This window comes from Natrinema pallidum, from assembly GCF_005890195.1.
Classification (GTDB): Archaea; Halobacteriota; Halobacteria; order Halobacteriales; family Natrialbaceae; genus Natrinema; species Natrinema pallidum.
Genome location: NZ_CP040637.1, coordinates 1,989,389 through 2,010,520, shown reverse-complemented (window position 1 = coordinate 2,010,520; position 21,132 = coordinate 1,989,389). Strand labels below are relative to the sequence as shown.

Genomic DNA, 21,132 nt, shown 5'->3' with positions numbered 1-21,132 from the left:
GCGTCGATCCGACTGTTATCCGGCGAGGTACAGTACCCGCTGTTTCACCGAGTCGCCACTTTCTGCCTCGAGCGGCCCGATTCTGCGGCGAAGTGGACTGCTGTGGTATCACGACTTGCCAGCGTTCGTTCAGTTCGGTGTCGAGAGGCCATCGGTGGGGTCGCGTCTTTTTCAACCGTCGACGGGAGTGGGCGAGTCATCCGAAGGAATCGTTGGAAGACGACTGGCTTCGACCGCGACGGTCTCGATGAGGGCAACTACAGCGGTCGTGCCCGTCTGGACGTCACAGGACGTGCATGGCTCTCGTACACTCCGCTGACGGCGATGTTCCTCGGATCGGGGTTTGGGGTCTTACCTTCCCGGTCGGCTCACTCAGAACGCCACTGAGCGGGTTTCAGCGGAGAGGGTGCGGACTTCGGTATCGGAACTGTTCGGGCGATCCATCTCGGTACTGCGTGGGTATGAGTTTGGGGAGCCACGTTCAACGGTGCTTTCGGCCATTCGGATTTCAGGCGGAGTACCCGTCCGAACCGGCATACACGATATATCGCTATATCCAGTACAGCGCCCACGGTACGTATCGACGCTCGTCGGAAACGGGCCAGCGAGACTGGGAACCGATCGAATAACCACCCCCGTGTTCCGCCTGTGAGACCTGAGTCAGCGGTTCACCGGTACAGCGTAACTCCTTCTGGGCGGTAGTTATTCCACGCTGGTCGCCGTCCGATTCGATATGGCTGACATGACCGTCGACGAGGCCCTGGCGAAGTACGGACCGTCCGAACTCGCTCGCGATGAGCTGCTGGAACTCGAGGACCCACATTACGCCGCCGAGAACGTCGCGATCGTGACGGGTGCCGGCTCGGGTATCGGACGGGCAACCGCGCTGGCCTTTGCCGCAAACGGGTTGACCGTCGTCGCGACGGACCGCGACGAGGACGGGCTCGCCGAAACGCAAACGCAGTCCGAGGAGTTGTCCCTGCCGGGCGAACTCGTTACGGTCGTCGCCGACCTGACCAACGATTCGGATCTCGAGCGGATCGTCGAGGAAGCGGCCGACCATGGCAGTATCCGCTATCTGGCCAACATCGCCGGACTGCAGACGGTCGCGCCGATCGAGTCGTTCCCGCTCGAGAAGTACGACCTGATGCACGATGTCATGCAGCGGGCTCCGATGGTGCTCACCAAACACTGTCTCCCTCATTTCCGCGACAACGAGGACGGCGCGGGGGTCGTCGGGAACATGTGTTCGGTCCACGGCCACATCGTAACCCAGGACAAGGTCGCGTACAACACGACGAAGTTCGGACTGCGCGGACTCACGCAGTCGATCGCCGCCGAAGGCGAGGGGAACGTCCGGGCGTTCACGGTCAGCACTGCCTACGTCAAGACGGCGCTCGTCGCGAAACAACTCCCCGAGACGGCCGACCGCCGCGATATGACCGTCGACGAGGTCGTCGAGAACGTCATGTTAGAGCACACCCGCAGCACGGAGATGATGGACCCCTCCGAAGTCGCGAACCTGTTCGTGATGGGGTGTTCACACCACAGCAAGCACCTCAACGGCGGGGATATAACTCACGACGGCGGGATGAGCCTGACCTACTGATTCCCGTCGGTCGGTCACTCCTCGCCGTCGCTCTCGGTCGCCGAATCCTCGTCCGTCGGATCGATCCCGTCACGGAACCATCGCCCGCCCGTCCGCTGGCGCTGGCGCGCACGGAGGCGTTCCTGTAATCGGTCCTCGATACTGGCCTGTATCTCGAGGCCCCGGTCCGTATCCACGTCGTGAGCGGTCGCGGCCCGGCCGAGTAGCGAGGCGGAGCTTGCGGTATCGGCGGTGACGCTGGCGAGTCGCCGTCGGCGCTGGAAGATCGTCGCCTGGTGGAGGACGGCCTGTACCCGGTAGTAGGGGACGACCTTCGTCGTCCGTCGCCAGAACCCCGTCCGGGCGAGGACGTATCGGTCGTCGAGGCGGATGCCCCGGTTCCGCCATTTCAGATGCGCCGCGATCGGGGCGAGGACCGCGAGGGCGGCGAGAACGTACCACTGGCGGATGAGGCCCGTGTATCGCGCCAGCAGAAACGCGACGCCGACCACGGCGGCGACGACGAGCAGGTATCGGACCGCATACCGTTCGCGGGCGCGTCGCGGCGGCGACTCGAGGTCGACCGGACCAAACGGCTCGATCGCACGCGCGAGGTCGGCGACCCGGTCGGCGTCGGCCAGCGGGATCGCGGACTCCGATCCGCGGGACTCGGACTGGCCGGGAGCGTATCCCGCCGTTTCGACGCTCAACGCGGCGTAGCCGAACCAGCGGAAGGGGATCGATTCCGTGATCGTCAGCGCCTGGACCTTCTCGAGGGGAATCGTCCCGCTGTAGCGTTGGAGGAGGCCGCGTTCGTAGTAGAGTTCGTCGCCGACGCGGGTGAGCCGGAAGCCGTAGTAGCGGGTGAACGTGAGAGCGGCACTGATGAGCCAGGCCGCGAGCACGAAGAGCAGGAGGCCCCATGCGATCGCAATCAAGCCCGCTTCCGGGCCGGGAAGCCCGCCGAGACGGGTCGCCGGAACCAGCGCCACGGGGTCGAACCCGCTGGCGAACGAGAGCGCGATACCGCCCAGCAGGCTCGCCCCTGGATCGATCGTGAACACGCTCAGGATCGCGAGTTCGTGGGGCCGCATTTCGAACAGGACCGTCTCGTCGCCGGCCGACGCCGCGTCGGGTTCGATAACGGCGGTCCCCGTCTCGTCCGCGTCGGGTGCGTCGGTACTCGCACCGTCGCGGAGTTGGCGTCTGAGACGGCGGGCTTCGTCTTCGTCGACGTATTGCAGGCTGACTTCGGTCTGACCGCCACCCGCGGTCTCGATGTGGACGGCGGCGATCCCGAGGACGCGGCCGAGGACGTTCTGCCTGATATCGACGTTCTGGACCCGTCCCAGGGGAAGTTCCCGATCCCTGCGTGCGAGTACGCCGGAGGTAACGTCGAACGTGTCGTCGGTGAGTTCGTACCGGAACCGCCGATAGTAGGCAAACTCGTAGACGATCCCGAGGACGATCCCGATCGCGACGAGTCCGACCACGGACAGCAGGTTCGTCCCGTTCCCGCCGGGCGAGGCGACGATCCCGATGACGACAAACAGGAAGCCGGTATTGAGGCTCCGCGAGAGCGAGCGAACGGCGACCGACGCCGGATGGAGCGTCGTCATACGGCGTCTTCACCCGCCGTCTCGATCGCGAGTTGGCGAAGCGATTCCTGCAGGTCCTCGGCTCGAGTCGGTGTGAGTCCCGGGATCGCCACGTCGGAGCTTCGGGAGCCGGCAGTATAGACTACGACCGTCGCGAGCCCGGTCGTTCGCTCGAGCGGCGACCGCCGAGAGTCGACGTGCTGGACCCGAACGTAGGGGACGACCGTCTTGACGCGCGTAAAGACGCCGCGTTCGATGTAGAGATCGTCGTCCCGAAGCTCGAACCGCCAGACGCCGTAGCGCCGCCAGGCCACGAGAATGCGAAGGAGCGCGAGAGCGACGGCGAGAGCGACGGCAGCCGGCACGAGGGCGGCCGGCGCTGACTCCCAGACGGCCGTACGGGTGAGACCGAACGCCGCGCCGACGATGACGCCACCGAAAATCGCAGCTCGAACGAGCGCGAGAAGGAGCCAAACGACGCGCACTCGCGGAGTGAGCCGTTCCATACGTATCGTGAGGGTACGACCGGATTAAAGGATGGGAAAGCGACGGTCGTTCTCACGGCCTGAAACGAAGTCGACTCGCGAGGACGAGCCGATCGGGCACTCGAGACGACAGTAGCCACTGACCACCACTGGACACCTGACCGTACGACCTGTGATGGGTGTACGATTCGTTTCAGCTGTGACGATACCGATGACCCTCGCAACCGGAGGACTGGCGTCGACAGTAGTCGTCGCGGTCGGTCAACGGCAGCCACCGAGGCATGCTGGTGACACGACCGGCACGTGAGCGGACACGATCGCCGGTCACGGCGGAGACGCGAGAAGCGAGTCGAAACTCGATAACGTCCGTCGTCAAGTGAACGTCCGTCTCGGCGGCGAACCACAACTATTTGTGCATAGTTACCATTGACCTATGTAATGGAAAATCATCACACCACCCCCGATTTGTTCGCCCTCCGGACGGCGGCCGATGACGTCCCGATTGACGACGTACTCCGTCTTCTCGGGCGGTTTCACGCTCGAAACGCGATCGTCTATCTCTCCGATCACTCGACGGTGACGGTCGACGAACTCGCCGCCGTACTCGCGGCCACAGCGGCGACTAACGACGAGACGATCGCGACGCCATCGGACCGCGACCGGATTCGAATCCGGCTCTACCACTCGATCCTCCCGCGACTCGCCGATCTGGGGTTCATCACGTTCGACAGCGAAACGAACACCGTGACCGAGACATCGATTCCGGACGCGGTCACCGCCGCGTTGCGGGTCGACGACTGACCGACATGCACTCGCTTCGAGACGCTTTCGAGAGCGTCGACCGACGACGGAAGACGCTCGAGATCTACACCGACGAGGAGTCGGTCATCGCGGAACTCCGACAGCAGTTCGAGACGCGGAACGTCGACGTGACCCACCGGTCACTGGGGACGATCGACGAGATGGGGTTCGTGATCGTCCGGGATGGCGACGGGGAGTTCCGGGGTGCGCTGGGTCTCGATCAGTTCGAGGCGATCCTCTCGCCCGACATCCATCCGCCGTGGGAACTCGCCGAGCGGGACCTCGATAGCGCGACCCTGTTCAGTTTCCTCGAGAACACGCTGTTTTCGTCGTACGATCGCCGGCAGATGGTGGCCACGTCACGGGAGATCGAAGAACGGGCGTGGCGCGTCGGAACGGGGCGGCTGTACGCCGGCTTCCAGCGGCCGGCAGCGCTCCGTGCACAGACTGACGTGTACAAGCGGTTCGGCGAGCGCGACTCGCTCGCCGTGATCGTGTTCCTCGACGGGGAGTACGAAGGGGTGCTTACCGACGACGTAACGGTCGTCACGGACGCCAATGGCGACTTCGACGCGTTCTGGTTCGTGGTGTTCGACGGCGGCGGGACCGATCAACACCGCTGTGCGTTGGTCGCCGAAGAACGCGACCCAGGGCAGTACTACGGCTTCTGGACGTATGACCCGAGACTCGTCGGCGATCTGGTCGCCTATCTCGAGGCGGCGTCCGACGGCCGATGACGCGCCCGTCGATCCGGCTTCCGTCTCGGCGTGCCAGCCCCGATAGTCGATCCGCTATCGTCGGCCGGGCCAGGGGACGAAACGGAACGCCCCGGGGCTACTGGGTTGCGGTGCGAACGGCTCCGACGCGATAGAGGTCCTTCTCGAGTCCATCCCCGTCGCAGTCGTCGTTCGGACACTCGTAGTGCCAGCCATCCTCGGTCGCCGCGCCTTCCTGGAATCGCTCCCCGCATACCTCACAGAGGAGTTGTCCGTTTGTACACGTATCCCGGTGTAATTCGAGGGCGAGTTCGGTCTGGAACGACTGGTTGCAGTTACGACAGGTGTGCATAGTTCGTCTGACGCGAGCATTCGCCAAAACTGCTTGGGTTCTTTTATTCCGCTCGATTTCGGGCTGATTCGGCGGCTCTGTCCGGATTTGCCGACGACGGGTCGGGAAAAAAGACAGCCCGAACGGAGTGTTTACTCGCCCTCGAGTATTCCGTGTGCTGGGGGATCAGCCGAACGGCGGGCTCGGAACACCACCGCCCGATTGATTGTCAGGTAGCTAGTAGGACGGCCGTTAGCCGGTCGCTTCTGACGAGACCGATTTCACCTGACTGATTTATGTTCACCAGTTCAATGGCCGAATGATGAACTCGCTTGTCATCGGTGGACGGCTGTTCGCGGGCATAGTGCTCATTCTGGCGAACGCCTTCTTCGTCGCGATCGAGTTCGCGCTGACGCGCGCTCGGCAGTTCTCCGAGGCGGAGTTCGTCGGTGACAACCCGAAACTCGAGCGGGCGTGGGCGATGACCGACGACCTCGAACTCTATCTGACCACGTGCCAGGTCGGGATCACTGCCTCGAGCATCGCCGTCGGGATCGTCGCCGAACCCGCGCTGGCCGCGATCTTCGAACCGCTGTTCGAGAACACGGTGCTGGCGACGATCGGCAGCGGCGCGATCCTCGCCTTCCTCATCATCAACCTCGTCCACTTGACCCACGGCGAGCAAACGCCGACGTATCTCGGCGTCGAGCGGTCGCGGCTGGTCTGTCGGTACGGCGCGACGCCCCTGTACTGGTTCTACCGGCTCATCTCGCCGGTCATCGCGCTCGGCGACGGCATCGCGAAACTGACCCTCAAGCTCTTCGGGATCGAAATGACCGGCGCGTGGCTCGAGACCGAGGAGGACGTCATCGAGTCCCGCGCCGACCTGCGGAACCGGCTTGGCTCGATCCTCGAAGAGGGCGATCTCTCCGAGGAACGTCGCGAAGAGGTGATGAACGCGTTCCAGATCGGAGAACAGTCCATCAGCGAACTGATGGTGCCCTCCGAGGAGATCGTCGCGCTCTCGACCGACGCCGACCCCGAGGAGAACGTCCGGAAGATGGAGGAGCGCCCCCAGACCCGCTATCCGCTGGTCGGCGGCGAACTGACGGACTTCCGTGGCATCCTCTACACGCCGGTCCTCGTCAGACACCGCCAGGAGTTGGCCGACGGCACCGTCGGCTTCGAGGAGTTGGCGGCACCGCCGATGACGCTCTCGCCCGACACGGACGTCAGCGACGCGGTCGACCAGTTCCAGACCGAAAAGCAGGAACTCGCCTTGGTGATCGAGGATGGTACCGTCGTCGGCCTCGTCACCGTGACCGACCTGCTCGAGGCGGTGATGGGCGACATCAAGGACCCACTCGACGGCGCACAACTCGAACCCGTCGATCGCTGACCGACGCGTCGGTCCCGACGGATCAACACCGAACCCGCGGCCGTCTCAGTCGTCCTGTCCGAGGATACCGCGTTCGGCCATCTTGCGGGGATCGAGGACCTCGTCGGCCTCCGCCTCGTCGAGATAGCCCTTCTCGAGGACCACTTCCCGAACGGTCTTGTCCTCTTTGAGCGCGGTCTTTGCGACCTCGCTTGCCTTGTCGTAGCCGATGTGGACGTTCAGCGAGGTGGCCATCGCCATCGACTGCTCGACGCGCTCTTCGCAGTACTCCGCGTTGGCCTCGAGTTCGCGGACGAACCGCTCGGCGAAGACCTGACTCGCGTTCGAGATCAGTTCGGCCGACTCGAGGAAGTTGTGCGCGAGCACGGGTTTGTAGAGGTTGAGGTCGATCTGGCCCTCGGCCGCGCCGGCGGAGACGGCGGCGTCGTTGCCGACGACCTGTTTGTGGACCTGGTTGACCGCCTCGGCGACGACCGGGTTGATCTTGCCGGGCATGATCGAGGAGCCGGGCTGGTTCTCGGGCTGTTCGATCTCGCCGAGGCCGTTGCGCGGACCGGAGGCCAGCAGTCGGAGGTCGTTTGCGATCTTGTTCAGCGAGCCCGCCACCGTTCGGAGCGCGCCGTGGGCCTCGCTCATCGCGTCGTGGGCGGCCTGGGCCTCGAAGTGGTTGTCGGCCTCGCGGAACTGGACGCCGGTCTCCTTCGTGATGTACTCGGCGGCGCGGCCGGGGAACTCCTCGTGTGTATTGAGACCGGTCCCGGTCGCGGTCCCGCCCAGCGCGAGTTCGCCGAGGTGGTCACGTACCTGGTCGACGCGGGCTAGGCCCTTCTCGACCTGCGTGCGGTAGCCGCTGAACTCCTGTCCCAGCGTAACCGGGGTCGCGTCCTGCAGGTGCGTGCGGCCGGTCTTGACGACGTCGTCGAACTCCTCCTCTTTCGCCTCTAAGGCCTCGCGGAGCGTGTCGAGCGCCGGAATGACGTCTTTCTCCACCGCTTCGAGCGAGGCGACGTGCATCGCGGTCGGGATGACGTCGTTGCTCGACTGGCCGTAGTTGACGTGGTCGTTGGGGTGGACGACGCGGTCGCCGATCTCCGAGCCCATGAGTTCGGCGGCGCGGTTGGCGATGACCTCGTTGGCGTTCATGTTCGAGGAGGTCCCCGAACCGGTCTGGAAGATATCGACCGGGAACTGGTCGTCGTGCTTGCCGGCGATGACCTCGTCGGCGGCCTCGATGATGGCCTCGGCGACGTCGTCGTCGACGAGCCCGAGGTCGCGGTTGGCCTGCGCGGCGGCCTTCTTGACGACGCCCAGTCCGCGGACGAACCGCCGGCTGAACGTGATCCCCGAGATGGGGAAGTTCTGGATCGCACGTTGGGTCTGTGCGCCCCAGTAGGCGTCGGCCGGGACCTGCATCTCGCCGAGGCTGTCCTCCTCGAGTCGGTAATCGTCTCCGTCTGCCATACGCGGAGCCTCGGGGCCGGTCACGTAAAATCCACCGAAAGCCCGATATCGTCCGTCCGAGCGCGGTCGCGCAGTGCCGACTGAAGCCGTTCTCGGCCCGTGCCGTGGATCTCGCGGGCCGTCTCGAGGTCGATGTCGTAGATCGTCGGCGTTCCCCAAACGAAGGTCCGCGAACTGGCGGTATCGACGGTCAGCGACGCCAGCTCGAGCCGCCGCTGGAAGACGGATCGCCGCGTCGCGACCGTTTGAATCCGGTAGTAGGGAATCACGGTCGTCCGGCGCTTCCAGAAGCCGGTCCGGATCACGAGGTGGTCGTCACCCACGACGTAGCCCAGGTTGGCGTACCGCAGGTGGGCCGCGGGCGGCACTGCGACGAAGACGACCGCCGCGAGATACCAGCGCTCGAGGGCCGAGACCCGTGCAAGCCCGAACGCGGCGGCGACGACGACGCATCCGATCAGGGCATAGCGGACGAGGTACCGTCGCCGCGCAAGCGGTGGCGGGCTTTGGAATCGCGACGGCTTGGCACCGGTAAGGTTCTCCGCGAACCGAGAGACGCGATCGCGTCGAGCCATCGGAACCGTCGCCTGGCTGCCGTCACCGCTGTCGGGTCCGTAACCCGCCGTCTCGACCCAGAGGCCGGCGTAACCGAGCAGTCGCTGGAGCGGGTTCTCGGCGATCGTGACCGACTGGACCTTGTCCGCGGGAATGGAGCCGCTGTATCGCTGAAGCAGCCCGCGCTCGTAGACGAAGTCGTCACCCGCGCGTCCGAGACGGAACCCGTAATAGCTCGCGATCGTATAGACCGCGCTCGAGACGTACGTGAAAACCGACCACTGGACGAGCGAGACCGCGATCAATACGAGCAGCGGCCCGACTGCCGCTCCCTCGAGCGTCGCCGGACCGCCGAAGGGGCGCGCGGCGTCGAACACGAATGCGGGCACGAGGTTCGTCCCCGAATCGGCGTCGGTCAGGAACAACACCAGTACGAGCGGGAAGACCGCCGCCCCCCACCGAAACGATGAGAGGGCGTAGAGCAGCAGTTCCCCGGCCTCGAGTTCGAACAACTGGGTCGGTGCGGTCCCGTCTTCCGACCGGTCGCGGCGGGTGGATGCGGCGGGGGAAGCGGGAACCGACTCGGCGGCGGATGCCGGTCGGTCGGCGTCGGAATCGGCGGTCGACTCCGCTGTCGCGGCCGTCAGTCGGCGAATCTCCGCTCGAATCCAGTCGGCCTCGTCCTCGCTGACGAAGCGGAGCGTCGCCTCGGTGTCACCGCCGCCGGCGGTCTCGATCGAGACGACGGCGACACCGAGCACCCGCTGTAGGAGACCCTGCGAGACGTCGACGTTCTGAATCCGCCGATAGGGGATCTCCCGGGATCGGCGAGAGAACACCCCCGAGGAGACGTCGACGGTATCGGCCGTCACTGCGTAGCCAAATCGGTAGTAGTGGGCGAGGCCGTACCCCGCGCCGGCGACGAAGCCGATCGGGGCCAGCCAGAACACCCAGCCGATAGCGACGAAATCGACGACGCTCGCCGAGATCATGACGAAGAAAAACGGCATGGAGAAACCGGTAACGCCGCGCTGGAGAGCCAGCATCACTCCACTCAGTGGGTGTAAGCGCTTCATGTTAGACGGCGTCCTCGGCCTCGCTCTCGATCGCCAGTTCACGGAGAGTTTCCTGCAAGCTTCGGGCCCGATCCGGCGTCAAGCCCGGAATCCGAACGTCGGCGTTCCGGGAGCCGGCCGTATAGACCACGACGCTCGAGAGCCCGAGGACACGCTCGATCGGCCCGAACTGCGTGTCGACGTGCTGGACGCGGACGAACGGGACCGCGGTCTCGACGACGGTGACGACGCCCCGCTCGAGGTAGAGGGCGTCGTCCTGGAGTTCGAACCGCCAGCCCTGATAGCGGCGAACGGCGTAGGCGACGACGAGGGCGAGCGCGAGCGCGACGACGACCCCGATCGCGACCGTGGGGACGGTGAGCCGCCACTGGTCGAGGACGACCAGTGCGACGGCGAGGACGACCGCCGCGAGCGCGCCGCGAGCGATCCAGAGCAACCGGATGCGGGGATGAAGCGACTCCATGCCCATATCCTGTCAATCCACGTGGATAAAGCCACGGTTCCGAGCGGTCGGACGACATCGTCATCGGTCACGTTACCGACGAGCGCCGTCTCGAGGACGGCGCGAAACCGATCCGCACCTACTGTTCGTCGAGGTCGGCGTACTCCGCGGGCGTGTACGTCGAGAGTTCCAGGGCGTGGATGTCGGTCGTCATGTGATCGCCGAGCGCGTCGTAGACCCGTTCGTGTTGCTGGACGAGCGAGAGCCCATCGAAGACTGGCGAGACGACCGTCGCAGCGAGGTGGTCATCGTCGTGTTCATCGCGTGCGTGCGTGACCGTCGCCTCGCTGTCCTCGAGATTCGATTCGATGACGTCCTCGACGGCTGCTGGTTCCATACGAAGGGCATGCATCGCTCGTGGCAAAAGTACCGCGGTCGCGGCCAACGGCCAACAGGTCGTCGTCGGTGTCGTGCGACGGGGGCTGCCGTCAGTTCGCCGCGATCGAAACAGTCGTCGCGGGTCCCGTTCGGCCCGGAACCGGATCGAGTGCGGGACCCGAGACCGTGGGTCGGGGTTTCAGAACGGGGTGTCGGGCGGCACGTCGCGACCCGAGGACGCCTCGTCGGCGAGCCCCTCGAGACCGGTACTGACCGATACGTGGTCGATCGCGTCGATTTCGGACGGGAGACGCCGACGAATCGCCTGCGTCGTCATCGGGCTGACGCCACAGCCGCTGCAGGCACCGCTCAGGTTGATCGAGACGCGGCGCTCGTCCAGGTCGATCTCGGTGATCGACGAGTCGCCGCCGTGCATCTCGATCTGGGGGAAGTTCCGTCGGAGGAACAGCGACACGTCGTCGCGGACCGCGTCCTCGGGGGACTGCTCCGTGTCGGACTCGCTCATGAGGAAGACGAGGCACTGGAGCGATATATACTGTCGGGCGAACGCTCCCCCGACGGCGGCGACGGCGCGACTGCGAGCCGTCCGACGCGATGGCGGCGACTTTATGCCGACGCGAGACGCCGTCCTCGATATGTCACTGGCAGCCGACACCCGTCGGGCGGTCGACCGGCGGCCGTTCCTCCGGACCGCCCTGCGGGCCGGCGTCGTCAACTACACCGCCGCGGCTCGCTTTCTCCCGGTCGACGGCGAGACCGACGCCATTGCGACGGCGCTACGGCGATACGCCGACGAACTACCGGCGTACGAGACCGAATCGCGAGCCGTTCGCGTCCGGATGGAACGCGGGATCGGCCCGCTCGAGGCCGATGCCGACGGAGCCGACGTGGACGGCGAATCCACCGCACCGCTCGTTAGCGTCGGCGGTGTGGCGATCGGTCCCTCCGGCGGTGATCGCACCGCGATCGTCGCGATGGGGGATGTCGATGCCGCCGCACTCGCCGACGTCCTGGCGCGGCTTTCGGCCGACGGACTGGCAGCGACTGCGGCGGGCGTCGCCGATGGAACGATGGTGGTCACGGTCGACCGCCTCGAGGGAGCCGACGCGCTGCGGGCGGTCGAAGACGCGCTCGAGCGAGCGGACGCTGACACGGCGTGAGAAACGGGGAGACGGCTTCGAGCGCCAGAAGAGTGATCGCGATGTCCGTGCTCAGTGCTCGCTGCTATCGTACGCCTCGCTGAACGCCCATTCGCGACGGAGGAGTTCCTCGACGCCGTGCTCGAGGATGACGTCACCGAGGATCGTCCCCCTGTAGTACGTATACAGCCCCTCGCTGTCCCGTTCGGTCCGAACGCGTTTTTCGATAAGGCCCACGTCCCGGAGTTCGTTGAGATGGTAGTGGAGGGTGCTATCGTCGATCTCCATCATCGACTCGAGTTCCGTGGGGGTCAGTTCGTCGGTCCGGGAGAGTCGGTAGACGATCTCGAAACGGGTCCGGTTGCCGATCGCGGCCTGCATCTCGAGGTACTCCTCGAGGGAGAGCACGCTTTCCGCCGGGAGCAGATCGTCCGGATCGTCCGGGTCGTCGGCGACCCGCGTGTGTTTCGTCCCCATCGTGGCGCGAACTACTCGCTCTCGTCTCTTAGTCCTTGTCAAGCCAGCATCTGCTGAAAACATCCGTCTTTATAACGACCCGACGAGTTGGTCGGGGCATGGCCCGGGATATCACGCGAGATCGCATCGCCGATCGGCTCGGCGCGGTCACGTACGATCGGTTCCTCCTCTACCTGATGGGACCGTACAAATCCTTCAATCTGAACTACGTCCTGTCCGACGAGGAGGTACGGGACGTGGACATCGACGCTCTTCCCGGCCCGCTCAGAACGCTCTTCCAGAACGAGGACGCGATCGACGAGGCGAAAGCACTGCTCCGGCGGGTACAGGGAACGCTTCGGGCCGACCCGGGCGTCAACGCGTTCCTCGCCGTCGACGTCGATATCGATACGGACGAGATCGATGCGGTGACCCAGAGCATCGAGTACGCTCGCCACGCGAACGCGACTGTCTTCGTCGTCCCCTTTCTCGGACACAACTTCGGTGTCGGCGAGGAAGCGGGAAGCATCCTGGAGAACGTCGCGAAAACGCACGGGGATCGGATCGTCTTCGTCCACGAGGCGAACGTGACGAGCGAGATGATCCGGTCGGCGCGAACCCGCTGGGACCTCCGGATCGAAACGTACGATACGGAGGCGGACCTGATCGATACGGTGCGCCGATTCGTCGTCACGACGATGAACCGGGAGCGGTTCGGCGACCTCGAGGCGCTCGAGTGACACCGGACGTGCTATAGTCGCAACTGAACGTCATTGCACACCTGATCACACGACGGCGTTGCGATCAGTGTGTCAATCGTTTCAGTTGCGACTATATCGGCCCCTGCGTCGGGCACCTCGTGTCCGACCGGTCTCGGTCGCGCCCGGAACGCGCTCGTCCCGCTGACCGGCGCGTGGCGCACCCGGGTGTCATCACACCGTTTAACTTTCGTCCGGGGGAAATGCGCGTCATGACGCTGCACGTGACGAACACGCTGACGGGCGAGAGCGAACCGTTCGAGCCACGGGACCCCGAGGACGTACTCCTGTATTACTGTGGCCTGACGGTCTCCGACCCGCCGCATCTGGGCCACGCGCGGTCGTGGGTCCACGTCGACGTCATGCACCGCTGGCTCGAGTTCCTCGGCTACGACGTCCGTCACGTCGAGAACTTCACCGACGTCAACGAGAAGATCGTTGCCCGCGTCGGGGAGGACGACCTCGGCGAGAGCGAGGCCGCGGTCGCGGAGACCTACATCCAGCGGACGATCGACGACATGCGCTCGCTGAACCTCCTGCGTGCGGAGGTCTATCCCCGCGTGTCCGAACACGTGCCCGAGATCATCGACCTCGTCGAGACCCTGATCCAGAAGGGCTACGCCTACGAGTCCAACGGCTCGGTCTACTTCGACGTGACCGGGTTCGACGAGTACGGCAAACTCTCGAATCAGGACCTCGACGAGATCGAATCCCAGGGCGAACCCGACGAGCGCTCCGAGAAGCGTAATCCGGCGGATTTCGCGCTCTGGAAAGCGGGCGGCGTCGATCCCGACGCCGTCGAAGAGCACCGCCACGAGGGTGTCGACCACGGCGGCGACCCGCCCGAGGGGTTGACCTGGGACTCGCCGTGGGGCGAGGGCCGTCCGGGCTGGCACATCGAGTGCTCGGCGATGAGCATGACTCACCTAGACGAGACCCTGGATATCCACGTCGGCGGCCGGGACCTCGTCTTTCCCCACCACGAAAACGAAATCGCGCAGTCCGAAGCCGCGACGGACCAACAGTTCGCCAACTACTGGCTCCACTGCGAACTGTTCCAGATGGACGACGAAAAGATGTCCTCGAGTCTGGGCAACTTCGTCACGGTCGACGACGCGATCGACCGCTGGGGAACGAACGTCGTGCGGACGTTCCTGACCGCCGGCTCCTACAACAGCAAACAGCTCTACTCCGACGAGACGATCGCCGAGGCCGAGCAGCGCTGGGCGCAACTCGAGCGGGGCTACGAGGCGGCCGTCGAGGCGCTTGACTCCCCGGCAGCGAGTTCGAAAGTCGAAGACGGGGCGTTGCGCGATGCGATCGACGGCGCGCGCGAGACGTTTACGGCCGCGATGAACGACGACTTCAACACGCGGGAGGCCCAGTCGGCGCTGCTGTTGATCGCAACGGCAATCAACCGACATCTCGAGGCTGCACGCGGCGATACCGACCGCGAGGCCGAGCTCGCGTACGACTACCGCGGCCTTCGGCGGGCCGTGGAAACGCTCGCGGAACTGGGCGGCGTGCTCGGCCTCTCCTTTACCGGCGAGACGACCGGCTCCGCGGACCTCGCGGGCGACGTCGTCGACCTCGTTCTCGAGGTCCGCGAGCGGGAGCGCGAGGCCGGCAACTACGAGCGCGCCGACGAGTTACGCGACGAACTCGCGGCGCTCGGTATCGAGGTGCAGGATACGGACGACGGGTCGACGTATCGGCTGCCGTCCGAGGAGTGAGCTGGGTTCGATCCGGTGCTCGCCGGTCCCGCCGTGGTCGGCCAGGAGTCGTATGACGGTCCAGCGGCAATATGCCTCAAGTAGGTCGCGTTCGAATGAGGGACAATGAGACGTTCTGGCTCGTTCGTCGCGGCCGGGTTCGACGCGCTTCCCGCGCGCATCGCCATCCTGGATGAGGCGGGTGAGATCGTCTACACGAACGAGTCGTGGCACTCGTTTGGCGACGCGCGGGGACTGGGCGACGACGCGGGTGGGGTCGGGAGCAACTACCTCGCGGTCTGCGAAGCCAGCGACGACCCCGACGCGACGGCGACGGCACGGGGCATCCGCGCCGTCGCGGCCGGCGATCGAGACACGTTTTCCCTCGAGTACCCCTGTCACGGCCCTGAGGAGGACGGCTGGTACATGCTGCAGGCAACGCCGTACGAACACGACGGCGAAGCGTACGTTCTCGTCATGCACATCGATATCACCGAGCGACGGCTGCTCGAGCAACGGACCAGAGACCAAGCCGACCGGATGGAGTCGTTCGCGAAACTGCTCTCGCACGACCTTCGCAATCCGTTATCGGTCGCGCTGGCCCACGCGGAGATGCTCGAGTTGGACGACGGCGCTGCTCTCGAAGCCGGCGACGGGGATCGGAGCGCGCTGCGCTCGGCGCTCGAGCGCATGGAAGCGATCATCGCCGACGCGCTGGTGCTCGTGACTGTCGACGAAGTCGAGGAGGCCAACCCGCTGTCGCTCGCGACCGCGGTCGAAACCGCGTGGGCCAACGTCCAAACGGGGTCGGCGACGGTCTCGGTCCGCGACGACATCGTGATCCGTGCGAACGCCTCGCTCGTGAGTCATCTGTTCGAGAACCTGTTCAGAAACGCCGTGGAACACGCGGGCGATGCTTCGCGCATCGAAATCGGGGCGCTCGAGCCGGTGGCAGGAACCGACGAGCGAAGCGAACCGGCGGTCGACGAGGATCGCCGCGAAGAAGCGGAGGCTGCGGACTGGGCGGGCAAGGCGGGCGCGTTCGACGGCTTCTACGTCGAAGACGACGGGCCGGGGATCCCGGCCGCACAGCGCGAGCAGGTGTTCGAATCCGGCTATTCGAACGCCGGTGGATCGGGGTTCGGGCTCGCGATCGTCGGACACGTCGTCGATGCACACGGCTGGTCGGTTTCGGTCACGACGGGCCGTGACGGCGGTGCCAGATTCGAAGTGCGCGGCGTCTCCGTCCTCGGCTCGTAGGAGGGGGCAACGCCGGCCGCATGGTCATCACGCCGTGCAGATCGCCGCGTCGTTTATCCGTTCGACGCTGGTCGGAGTGAGTGACATGGATCGACGGCAGTTCATCGGCGCGCTCGGTGCCGGCGTGGTCGGGACGGCGGCCGGCTGCCTCAGCGGCATCAACGACATGACGACGTTTGCAGCAGCGCCGGCGCGCGTCTCGGAAGACGCGGCCGCGGAAGCCGGCTACGAGTACCGGGGGACGAGACGACGGGTCGACGAGGAACGCGTCGGCGGCGAAGACATCGAAGCGACGAGTTACGTCAGCACGTACGATCGAGCGATCGACTTGCCGGCCGAGCAGTTCGGCGACGATCCGGTTCGATCCGGCGTGTTCGGCGTGGTCACGACGCCACAGGTTCGCGTCGGCAACGAGGATTTCAACCCGGTGAGCGACCTCTCGAACAGGGAGATCGCCGACCGCATTCAGAACCACTACGCGGGCCTCGAGATCGAACGAGCCGTTGGCGGTCGCGCGCTCGAGGCGCTGGGAGAGCGCTTTTCATTCCAGACGTACGCGGGCACGGCAACGCTGCAGGACGAGTACGAGGCCGATATCGTTCTCGACATCGTCCAGCGCGACCACGAGGACGATCACATCGTCGTGGCCGCCGTTTACCCCGCCGCCGACGTCGTGCCGGGCGAGACCGCGCGGATCGATACGCTGGTTCGCGGTCTCGAGCACTACGACGATATCGAGGTCGATCTCGTCGAAAACGGTGCGGACGGCGGCGAGGGGTGAGTCGAGCCGACTCGACGGGACGGAAGTCGCCACGGGGGACGGCATGATCGGCGACCGTGAACGCGTTCAGAGGCCGATCGCGGTGGCGACCGAGAGCCCGCTTGCGAGCGCGCCGAGCAGGTAGCCGCCGATCGCGCCGCCGTTGAGCAGCGGCAGTCCGGCGTGAGCCCGCCCCTCGAGAACCATGTACATGAGCACGAGCAGGCCGGCGATCGTGCCGACCGCCGCGCCGAGTGCCGGCAGGTTCACCGCGAGGACGGGAACGGCGAGGGTGCTGACGTCGAGGAACGCCGCCGCACTGGCCACGAGAACCGTCGGAATGACGGCGTCGCCGAGGCCGATGAACAGCGCGTCCCGGTCGAGCGCGCCGTCCGCGTCCGGTCCGTCGTCGGCGGCCGCGTCGGTATCGTCGGGGTCGGCTGCATCGCCGTCCGTGGCGTCGCCGCCGGGCGCGTCACCGGCGGGGTCGTCGGGTGCCGCAGGCTCGGTGCCGCCGTCCTCGAGAACGTCGTCGGTGCTGCCGGCCGCGCGGTAGGAGTACGAGAGGGTCAGCGGGACGACGAGTACGACGGGAATCTTGAGGTCCATCACGCCCTCGGCGAGGTCGAGCATGTGTTCGGTGCCGTAGACGCTGATGGCGTCGTAGATCGCGAGCGCCGAGAGCAACAGCAGTGCGGGCAGGAGACCGAAGCTGATCCCGAACAGGGCGGCAGCACCGGCTCCCATCACCACCCCCGCGCCGTCGATGACGTACCACTCCGGATACCACAGGAGTGCACCGCCGACGGCCAAGGAAGCGACGATCGTGAGCCCGCTTGCGACCCCTTCGGAGACGAACGGGCCGACGATCGCGGGGACGAGTTCGGCGAAGACGTACCACGAGATCATCACGCTCACGCCGACGAGCAGGAGTCGAATGAGGCGGTCGAGGTCGTACTTGAACGCGGCGAGCATGAGCCCCGTCGCGACGAGCATGACGCCGACGTAGAGGATGCTGTTGGTGGGATCGTCGGGGTTCTCGACGGCCTGTCGGCCCGATTCGGTGAACGGGTCGACCAGCGCCAGCGCGCCGAGTTGGACGCCGAGAAACAGGCAAACCGTCGCGCCGACGGCGGCGAGGACCCGAGTACGGTCGTTCATGGCGCGGCGTTTGCACCCCGCTCCTATTGGCCTTTCCACTTCGAGGCCGCCGAAAAAAGAGCGAGCGACGCCGGCCCGAGCGCCGTCTGATCGGGCCGTTACCGGGCGTACAGCGTCGATCCGACCAGCGACGGCAGGTGGACCCCGTCGTCGGGAGTCACCGCCAGATAGGGCCGCGAAACCGGGCCGAAGACGTCGACGACGCGGCCGACGGTCTCGAGGTCGTCATTAATGACCATCGTCCCGATATCGTCGCGATAGCCGTCGATATCGGTGGCGCGCTGGCCGCCGTCGGCCTCGTCCGCCCGCAGGATTGCGAGCCCCTGTGCAGTACGGACGACCGTGCCAACCCGATGCATGTTACTCACGCATCGCGACGACGTACGCCGCGACGGCCTGCACGAGGTCGTTTTTCGTCGAGTCGTCGGCCCCGCGGACGACGACGCGGCCCCGTTCGGCCCAGTGTTCTCGAGAGTAGGCTTTGTCCCGCTCGATCGTGGCGTCGTACCCGATCTGCTGGACGGCCTTCGCGATCTCGTCGACCGTCGGCTCCTCGACCGCCAGATCCTGGGATACGCGCCGTCCCTCGGCCCGCGAGAGGGACGCATCGAGATAGGCGGGCCAGATGACGTTCTCGACCATGCGCATCCCTGGGAGGTCCGGCGAGTAAACCCTTTTCAAAACGATACGTCGGCGAACGGCGGCGGCGGAAACGGGACGAAACGGAGACGGCGGGTTATCGTCGGCGGACGACGACTCCGGCAGCGGCCAGCAACGCGATCAGTGCGGCGGGCATACCGAAGCCGGGGATGGCGCTCTCACCGCTCTCACCGCTCTCATCAGTGCTCTCGTCGGCCTCGTTATCGCTTTCGTTCGCCGTCTCGAGTTCCTCACTGGCCGCTTCGTAGGCCTCGGGATGGACGGTTTCCACGATGTCGACGATTGCGTAGACGACCTGCGGTGCGGGTTGACTGATGTGGTTCGCGTTCACTGCGAAGACGTGATCGTCTTGATAGGCCGTCGTGGCCTCGACCGAGTCGGGGATCGGCGGTTCGTCCCTGGCGTCGGGATGGATGATCCACTCGGGGTCCTCGCTGATGACGATCTCGCTGTTTATCTGTTCGTACCATCCGATGTCCGCCCTTTCCGCGATGTTTTCGACGCCACCGGTCGTCAGGGCTTCGTGAATGAACGTTTCAGTCCCGGCCGTCGTTCCATCGTCGCCCATCGCGTAGTACACGAGTGGCCGGTCTTCGCCCTCGAGCGCCCGGTCGACGATCTCGAGTTGCTCGTCCATCCAGTCGACGGTCTCTTCGGCACCGTCGCACTCCCCGGTGAGTTCGCCGGTGGTGATCACATTGTCGCGAACGTCGTCGAGCGATCCCGCTTCGCGGAAGTGATAGACGGTGAATCCGGCGTTCCGAAGCTGATCGATGTCCTCCTCGCTCGTGATATTGGCGGCCAGGACGAGGTCCGGATCGAGATCGGCCACGCGCTCGTGATTGATCGAGAAGCCGTTGCCGACGTTCGTCCGATCACCGCGATCGAGGCCGGCGGTCGCCTGACTGTAGGGCAACCCGTCGAGGCGGTCTTCGGCACCGATCTCGAACACTGTCTGAGCGTCGCTCGGCTGGAGCGCCACGACCGAGTCGGGCGCGTCCTCGAGCGAAATCGTCTCGCCCGTTGCGTCGGTCACCTCGAGCGGGAACTCGCAGTCGACGGTTGAAGCGGTCTCGCCGTGTGACTGCCCGGCCGTAACGGGTGCGAACGCCGAAACGGCGATCAGGACGGCCAGAAACACGGATAGGTATCGTTGCATTGCATCACCCTCCACCCTACTTCAACAAATATTTGCCCACTGAAAGTTTGGATGTCATATGTACCGACCGGCCCGAACAGCGGCGTGGTCGGCTGGACTCGTCGTACTGCTCATCGCCGTCGTCCTGGCCAGCGCCGCACTCGGACCGGTCAGAATCGACCCCGTGACGGTTGCGATGGCGACGCTGAACGCAATCGTCGTTCCCGCGGGCGTAACCGTCGGCAGCGCCTCGGTTCCCGTCCTCGGCATCTCGGTTCCAGCTCCAGGGCTCGAGTATGCCGCGGTCTTTTCGTTCGACGTTCCGGCGACGCGCCAGATCATCGTCGCGGACATTCGGTTGCCCCGCATCGCGCTCGCGGCGACGGTCGGGCTCGCGCTCGCCGCTGCGGGAACCGTAATGCAGGGGTTCTTCCGAAACCCGCTGGCCGATCCGTCGATCATCGGCGTGTCTTCCGGTGCCGCCGCGGGGGCGGTCGCCGCCATCGCGTTTCCGGCGCTGGTCCCGTTCGGGGGGCTTCACCTCTCGGCGTTCGTCGGCGCGCTCGCGACGGCGTTTCTGGTCTACGCGATCGCGACCGACGGGGGGCGGACGCCGGTCGCGACGCTGTTGCTCGCCGGCGTCGCGGTCCAGGCGTTCCTCGGCGCGATGATTTCGTACATGCTCGTCCACAGCGGCGACTCGCTGCGGGAAGCCGTCTTCTGGATGATGGGGCATCTCAACAACAGCCAGTGGAGCGACGTGGCGTTCGCGTTCCCGATCACGCTGGCCGGCGTCCTCGTTTTGTGTGCGTTCAGACGGGAACTGAACGTTCTCCTGCTCGGTGAGGAGGACGCTCACCACCTCGGCATCGCGGTCGAACGCACCAAACTGCTCTTGCTCGTGCTCGCGAGCATTATTACCGCCGCCGGCGTCGCGGTCGCGGGCATCATCGGCTTCGTCGGGCTCGTCGTCCCACACATCATGCGGCTCGTCGTCGGCCCCGATCACCGAATCCTGTTGCCGACCAGTGCGGTCGCCGGCGCGTCGTTCCTGGTCGTGACCGACACGATCGCCCGGGTCGGTCCCGCCGTCGTCCCCGTCGGAATCATTACGGCGGCGCTCGGCGCACCGTTCTTCCTGTTTCTGCTCACTCGTCGGGAGGTGCATTCGGTATGACCGACGCCGATCGCCGCGAAGACACACGGGAATCCGAAGTCGGACCCGAGCCGGTGACCG

General features: G+C 65.7%; 23 protein-coding genes. 10 read left to right on the top strand and 13 right to left on the bottom strand.

All coding sequences use genetic code 11. From position 1 onward, the window contains the following. The first annotated feature begins 742 nt into the window (after positions 1-742). The gene (locus tag FGF80_RS09995; protein ID WP_049907821.1) at positions 743-1,609 is read left to right on the top strand and encodes an SDR family NAD(P)-dependent oxidoreductase; all 867 of its coding nucleotides are present in this window, start codon (positions 743-745) and stop codon (positions 1,607-1,609) included. Between the two features lie 14 nt (positions 1,610-1,623). Here the strand turns inward: FGF80_RS09995 and FGF80_RS09990 are convergent, their stop codons facing one another. Further along, positions 1,624-3,207 (bottom strand): PH domain-containing protein, encoded by a 1,584-nt coding sequence (locus FGF80_RS09990; RefSeq protein ID WP_138653715.1) that lies wholly within the window; start codon positions 3,205-3,207, stop codon positions 1,624-1,626. After that, positions 3,204-3,692: a PH domain-containing protein gene (locus tag FGF80_RS09985; protein ID WP_138653713.1), complete on the bottom strand. Its 489-nt coding sequence runs from the start codon at positions 3,690-3,692 to the stop codon at positions 3,204-3,206. The genes FGF80_RS09990 and FGF80_RS09985 overlap by 4 nt, the downstream gene beginning before the upstream one ends. Positions 3,693-4,109: 417 nt before the next feature. On the opposite strand from FGF80_RS09985, the gene FGF80_RS09980 reads away from it, so the two are divergent. Beyond that, on the top strand, positions 4,110-4,472 hold the full coding sequence (locus FGF80_RS09980; RefSeq protein WP_138653711.1) for a DUF7344 domain-containing protein: 363 nt from the start codon (positions 4,110-4,112) through the stop codon (positions 4,470-4,472). 5 nt (positions 4,473-4,477) lie between these two features. Continuing rightward, complete coding sequence (locus tag FGF80_RS09975) at positions 4,478-5,209, top strand: DICT sensory domain-containing protein (RefSeq protein WP_138653709.1); 732 nt, start codon at positions 4,478-4,480, stop codon at positions 5,207-5,209. A 97-nt stretch (positions 5,210-5,306) separates the two neighbouring features. Here the strand turns inward: FGF80_RS09975 and FGF80_RS09970 are convergent, their stop codons facing one another. After that, complete coding sequence (locus tag FGF80_RS09970; RefSeq protein ID WP_006184102.1) at positions 5,307-5,540, bottom strand: HVO_2901 family zinc finger protein; 234 nt, start codon at positions 5,538-5,540, stop codon at positions 5,307-5,309. A 301-nt stretch (positions 5,541-5,841) separates the two neighbouring features. Between FGF80_RS09970 and FGF80_RS09965 the strand changes: the two genes are divergently transcribed. After that, entirely contained in the window at positions 5,842-6,918 is a 1,077-nt protein-coding gene (locus tag FGF80_RS09965; protein ID WP_138653707.1) for a CNNM domain-containing protein, read from the top strand. Between the two features lie 45 nt (positions 6,919-6,963). Here the strand turns inward: FGF80_RS09965 and FGF80_RS09960 are convergent, their stop codons facing one another. From FGF80_RS09960 to FGF80_RS09940, 5 genes are all read right to left on the bottom strand, one after another. Continuing rightward, complete coding sequence (locus FGF80_RS09960) at positions 6,964-8,379, bottom strand: class II fumarate hydratase (protein ID WP_138653705.1); 1,416 nt, start codon at positions 8,377-8,379, stop codon at positions 6,964-6,966. A gap of 20 nt (positions 8,380-8,399) precedes the next feature. Beyond that, positions 8,400-9,980 carry a PH domain-containing protein gene (locus FGF80_RS09955; protein WP_138653703.1) on the bottom strand — a complete coding sequence of 527 codons (1,581 nt, stop codon included), beginning with the start codon at positions 9,978-9,980 and terminating at the stop codon, positions 8,400-8,402. 31 nt (positions 9,981-10,011) lie between these two features. Further along, positions 10,012-10,473, bottom strand: a complete 462-nt coding sequence (locus FGF80_RS09950) for a PH domain-containing protein (protein WP_138653701.1) — start codon at positions 10,471-10,473, stop codon at positions 10,012-10,014. A 118-nt stretch (positions 10,474-10,591) separates the two neighbouring features. Beyond that, positions 10,592-10,849 (bottom strand): BolA family protein, encoded by a 258-nt coding sequence (locus FGF80_RS09945; RefSeq protein WP_006184108.1) that lies wholly within the window; start codon positions 10,847-10,849, stop codon positions 10,592-10,594. A gap of 180 nt (positions 10,850-11,029) precedes the next feature. After that, positions 11,030-11,356, bottom strand: coding sequence for a NifU family protein (locus FGF80_RS09940; RefSeq protein WP_138653699.1), 327 nt, complete (start codon positions 11,354-11,356; stop codon positions 11,030-11,032). A 103-nt stretch (positions 11,357-11,459) separates the two neighbouring features. Here FGF80_RS09940 and FGF80_RS09935 point away from each other — a divergent pair, with 103 nt between their 5' ends. Further along, the gene (locus FGF80_RS09935; protein WP_138653697.1) at positions 11,460-12,011 is read left to right on the top strand and encodes a DUF7523 family protein; all 552 of its coding nucleotides are present in this window, start codon (positions 11,460-11,462) and stop codon (positions 12,009-12,011) included. A gap of 51 nt (positions 12,012-12,062) precedes the next feature. Here FGF80_RS09935 and FGF80_RS09930 read toward each other — a convergent pair whose 3' ends face one another. After that, positions 12,063-12,467 carry a winged helix-turn-helix domain-containing protein gene (locus FGF80_RS09930; protein WP_138653695.1) on the bottom strand — a complete coding sequence of 135 codons (405 nt, stop codon included), beginning with the start codon at positions 12,465-12,467 and terminating at the stop codon, positions 12,063-12,065. A 98-nt stretch (positions 12,468-12,565) separates the two neighbouring features. On the opposite strand from FGF80_RS09930, the gene FGF80_RS09925 reads away from it, so the two are divergent. The 4 genes from FGF80_RS09925 (at position 12,566) to FGF80_RS09910 (ending at position 16,957) form a co-directional block, all read left to right on the top strand. Beyond that, entirely contained in the window at positions 12,566-13,186 is a 621-nt protein-coding gene (locus tag FGF80_RS09925; protein ID WP_138653693.1) for a DUF7509 family protein, read from the top strand. 230 nt (positions 13,187-13,416) lie between these two features. Next, on the top strand, positions 13,417-14,937 hold the full coding sequence (cysS, locus tag FGF80_RS09920) for a cysteine--tRNA ligase (protein WP_138653691.1): 1,521 nt from the start codon (positions 13,417-13,419) through the stop codon (positions 14,935-14,937). A gap of 105 nt (positions 14,938-15,042) precedes the next feature. Next, entirely contained in the window at positions 15,043-16,176 is a 1,134-nt protein-coding gene (locus FGF80_RS09915; protein ID WP_138653689.1) for a sensor histidine kinase, read from the top strand. An 85-nt stretch (positions 16,177-16,261) separates the two neighbouring features. Then, positions 16,262-16,957, top strand: a complete 696-nt coding sequence (locus FGF80_RS09910) for a DUF6517 family protein (RefSeq protein WP_138653687.1) — start codon at positions 16,262-16,264, stop codon at positions 16,955-16,957. A 66-nt stretch (positions 16,958-17,023) separates the two neighbouring features. Here FGF80_RS09910 and FGF80_RS09905 read toward each other — a convergent pair whose 3' ends face one another. From FGF80_RS09905 to FGF80_RS09890, 4 genes are all read right to left on the bottom strand, one after another. Next, complete coding sequence (locus FGF80_RS09905; RefSeq protein ID WP_006184116.1) at positions 17,024-18,097, bottom strand: presenilin family intramembrane aspartyl protease PSH; 1,074 nt, start codon at positions 18,095-18,097, stop codon at positions 17,024-17,026. A 98-nt stretch (positions 18,098-18,195) separates the two neighbouring features. Then, a complete protein-coding gene (locus FGF80_RS09900; RefSeq protein WP_006184117.1) occupies positions 18,196-18,456 on the bottom strand; it encodes an H/ACA ribonucleoprotein complex subunit GAR1 in 261 nt (86 codons plus the stop codon). 1 nt (position 18,457) lies between these two features. Beyond that, complete coding sequence (gene srp19 / locus FGF80_RS09895) at positions 18,458-18,739, bottom strand: signal recognition particle subunit SRP19 (protein ID WP_006184118.1); 282 nt, start codon at positions 18,737-18,739, stop codon at positions 18,458-18,460. Between the two features lie 94 nt (positions 18,740-18,833). Then, complete coding sequence (locus tag FGF80_RS09890; RefSeq protein WP_138653685.1) at positions 18,834-19,916, bottom strand: PGF-CTERM-anchored ABC transporter substrate-binding protein; 1,083 nt, start codon at positions 19,914-19,916, stop codon at positions 18,834-18,836. A gap of 58 nt (positions 19,917-19,974) precedes the next feature. On the opposite strand from FGF80_RS09890, the gene btuC reads away from it, so the two are divergent. Beyond that, entirely contained in the window at positions 19,975-21,072 is a 1,098-nt protein-coding gene (gene btuC / locus FGF80_RS09885) for a vitamin B12 ABC transporter permease BtuC (protein WP_138653683.1), read from the top strand. Positions 21,073-21,132: the final 60 nt, after the last annotated feature.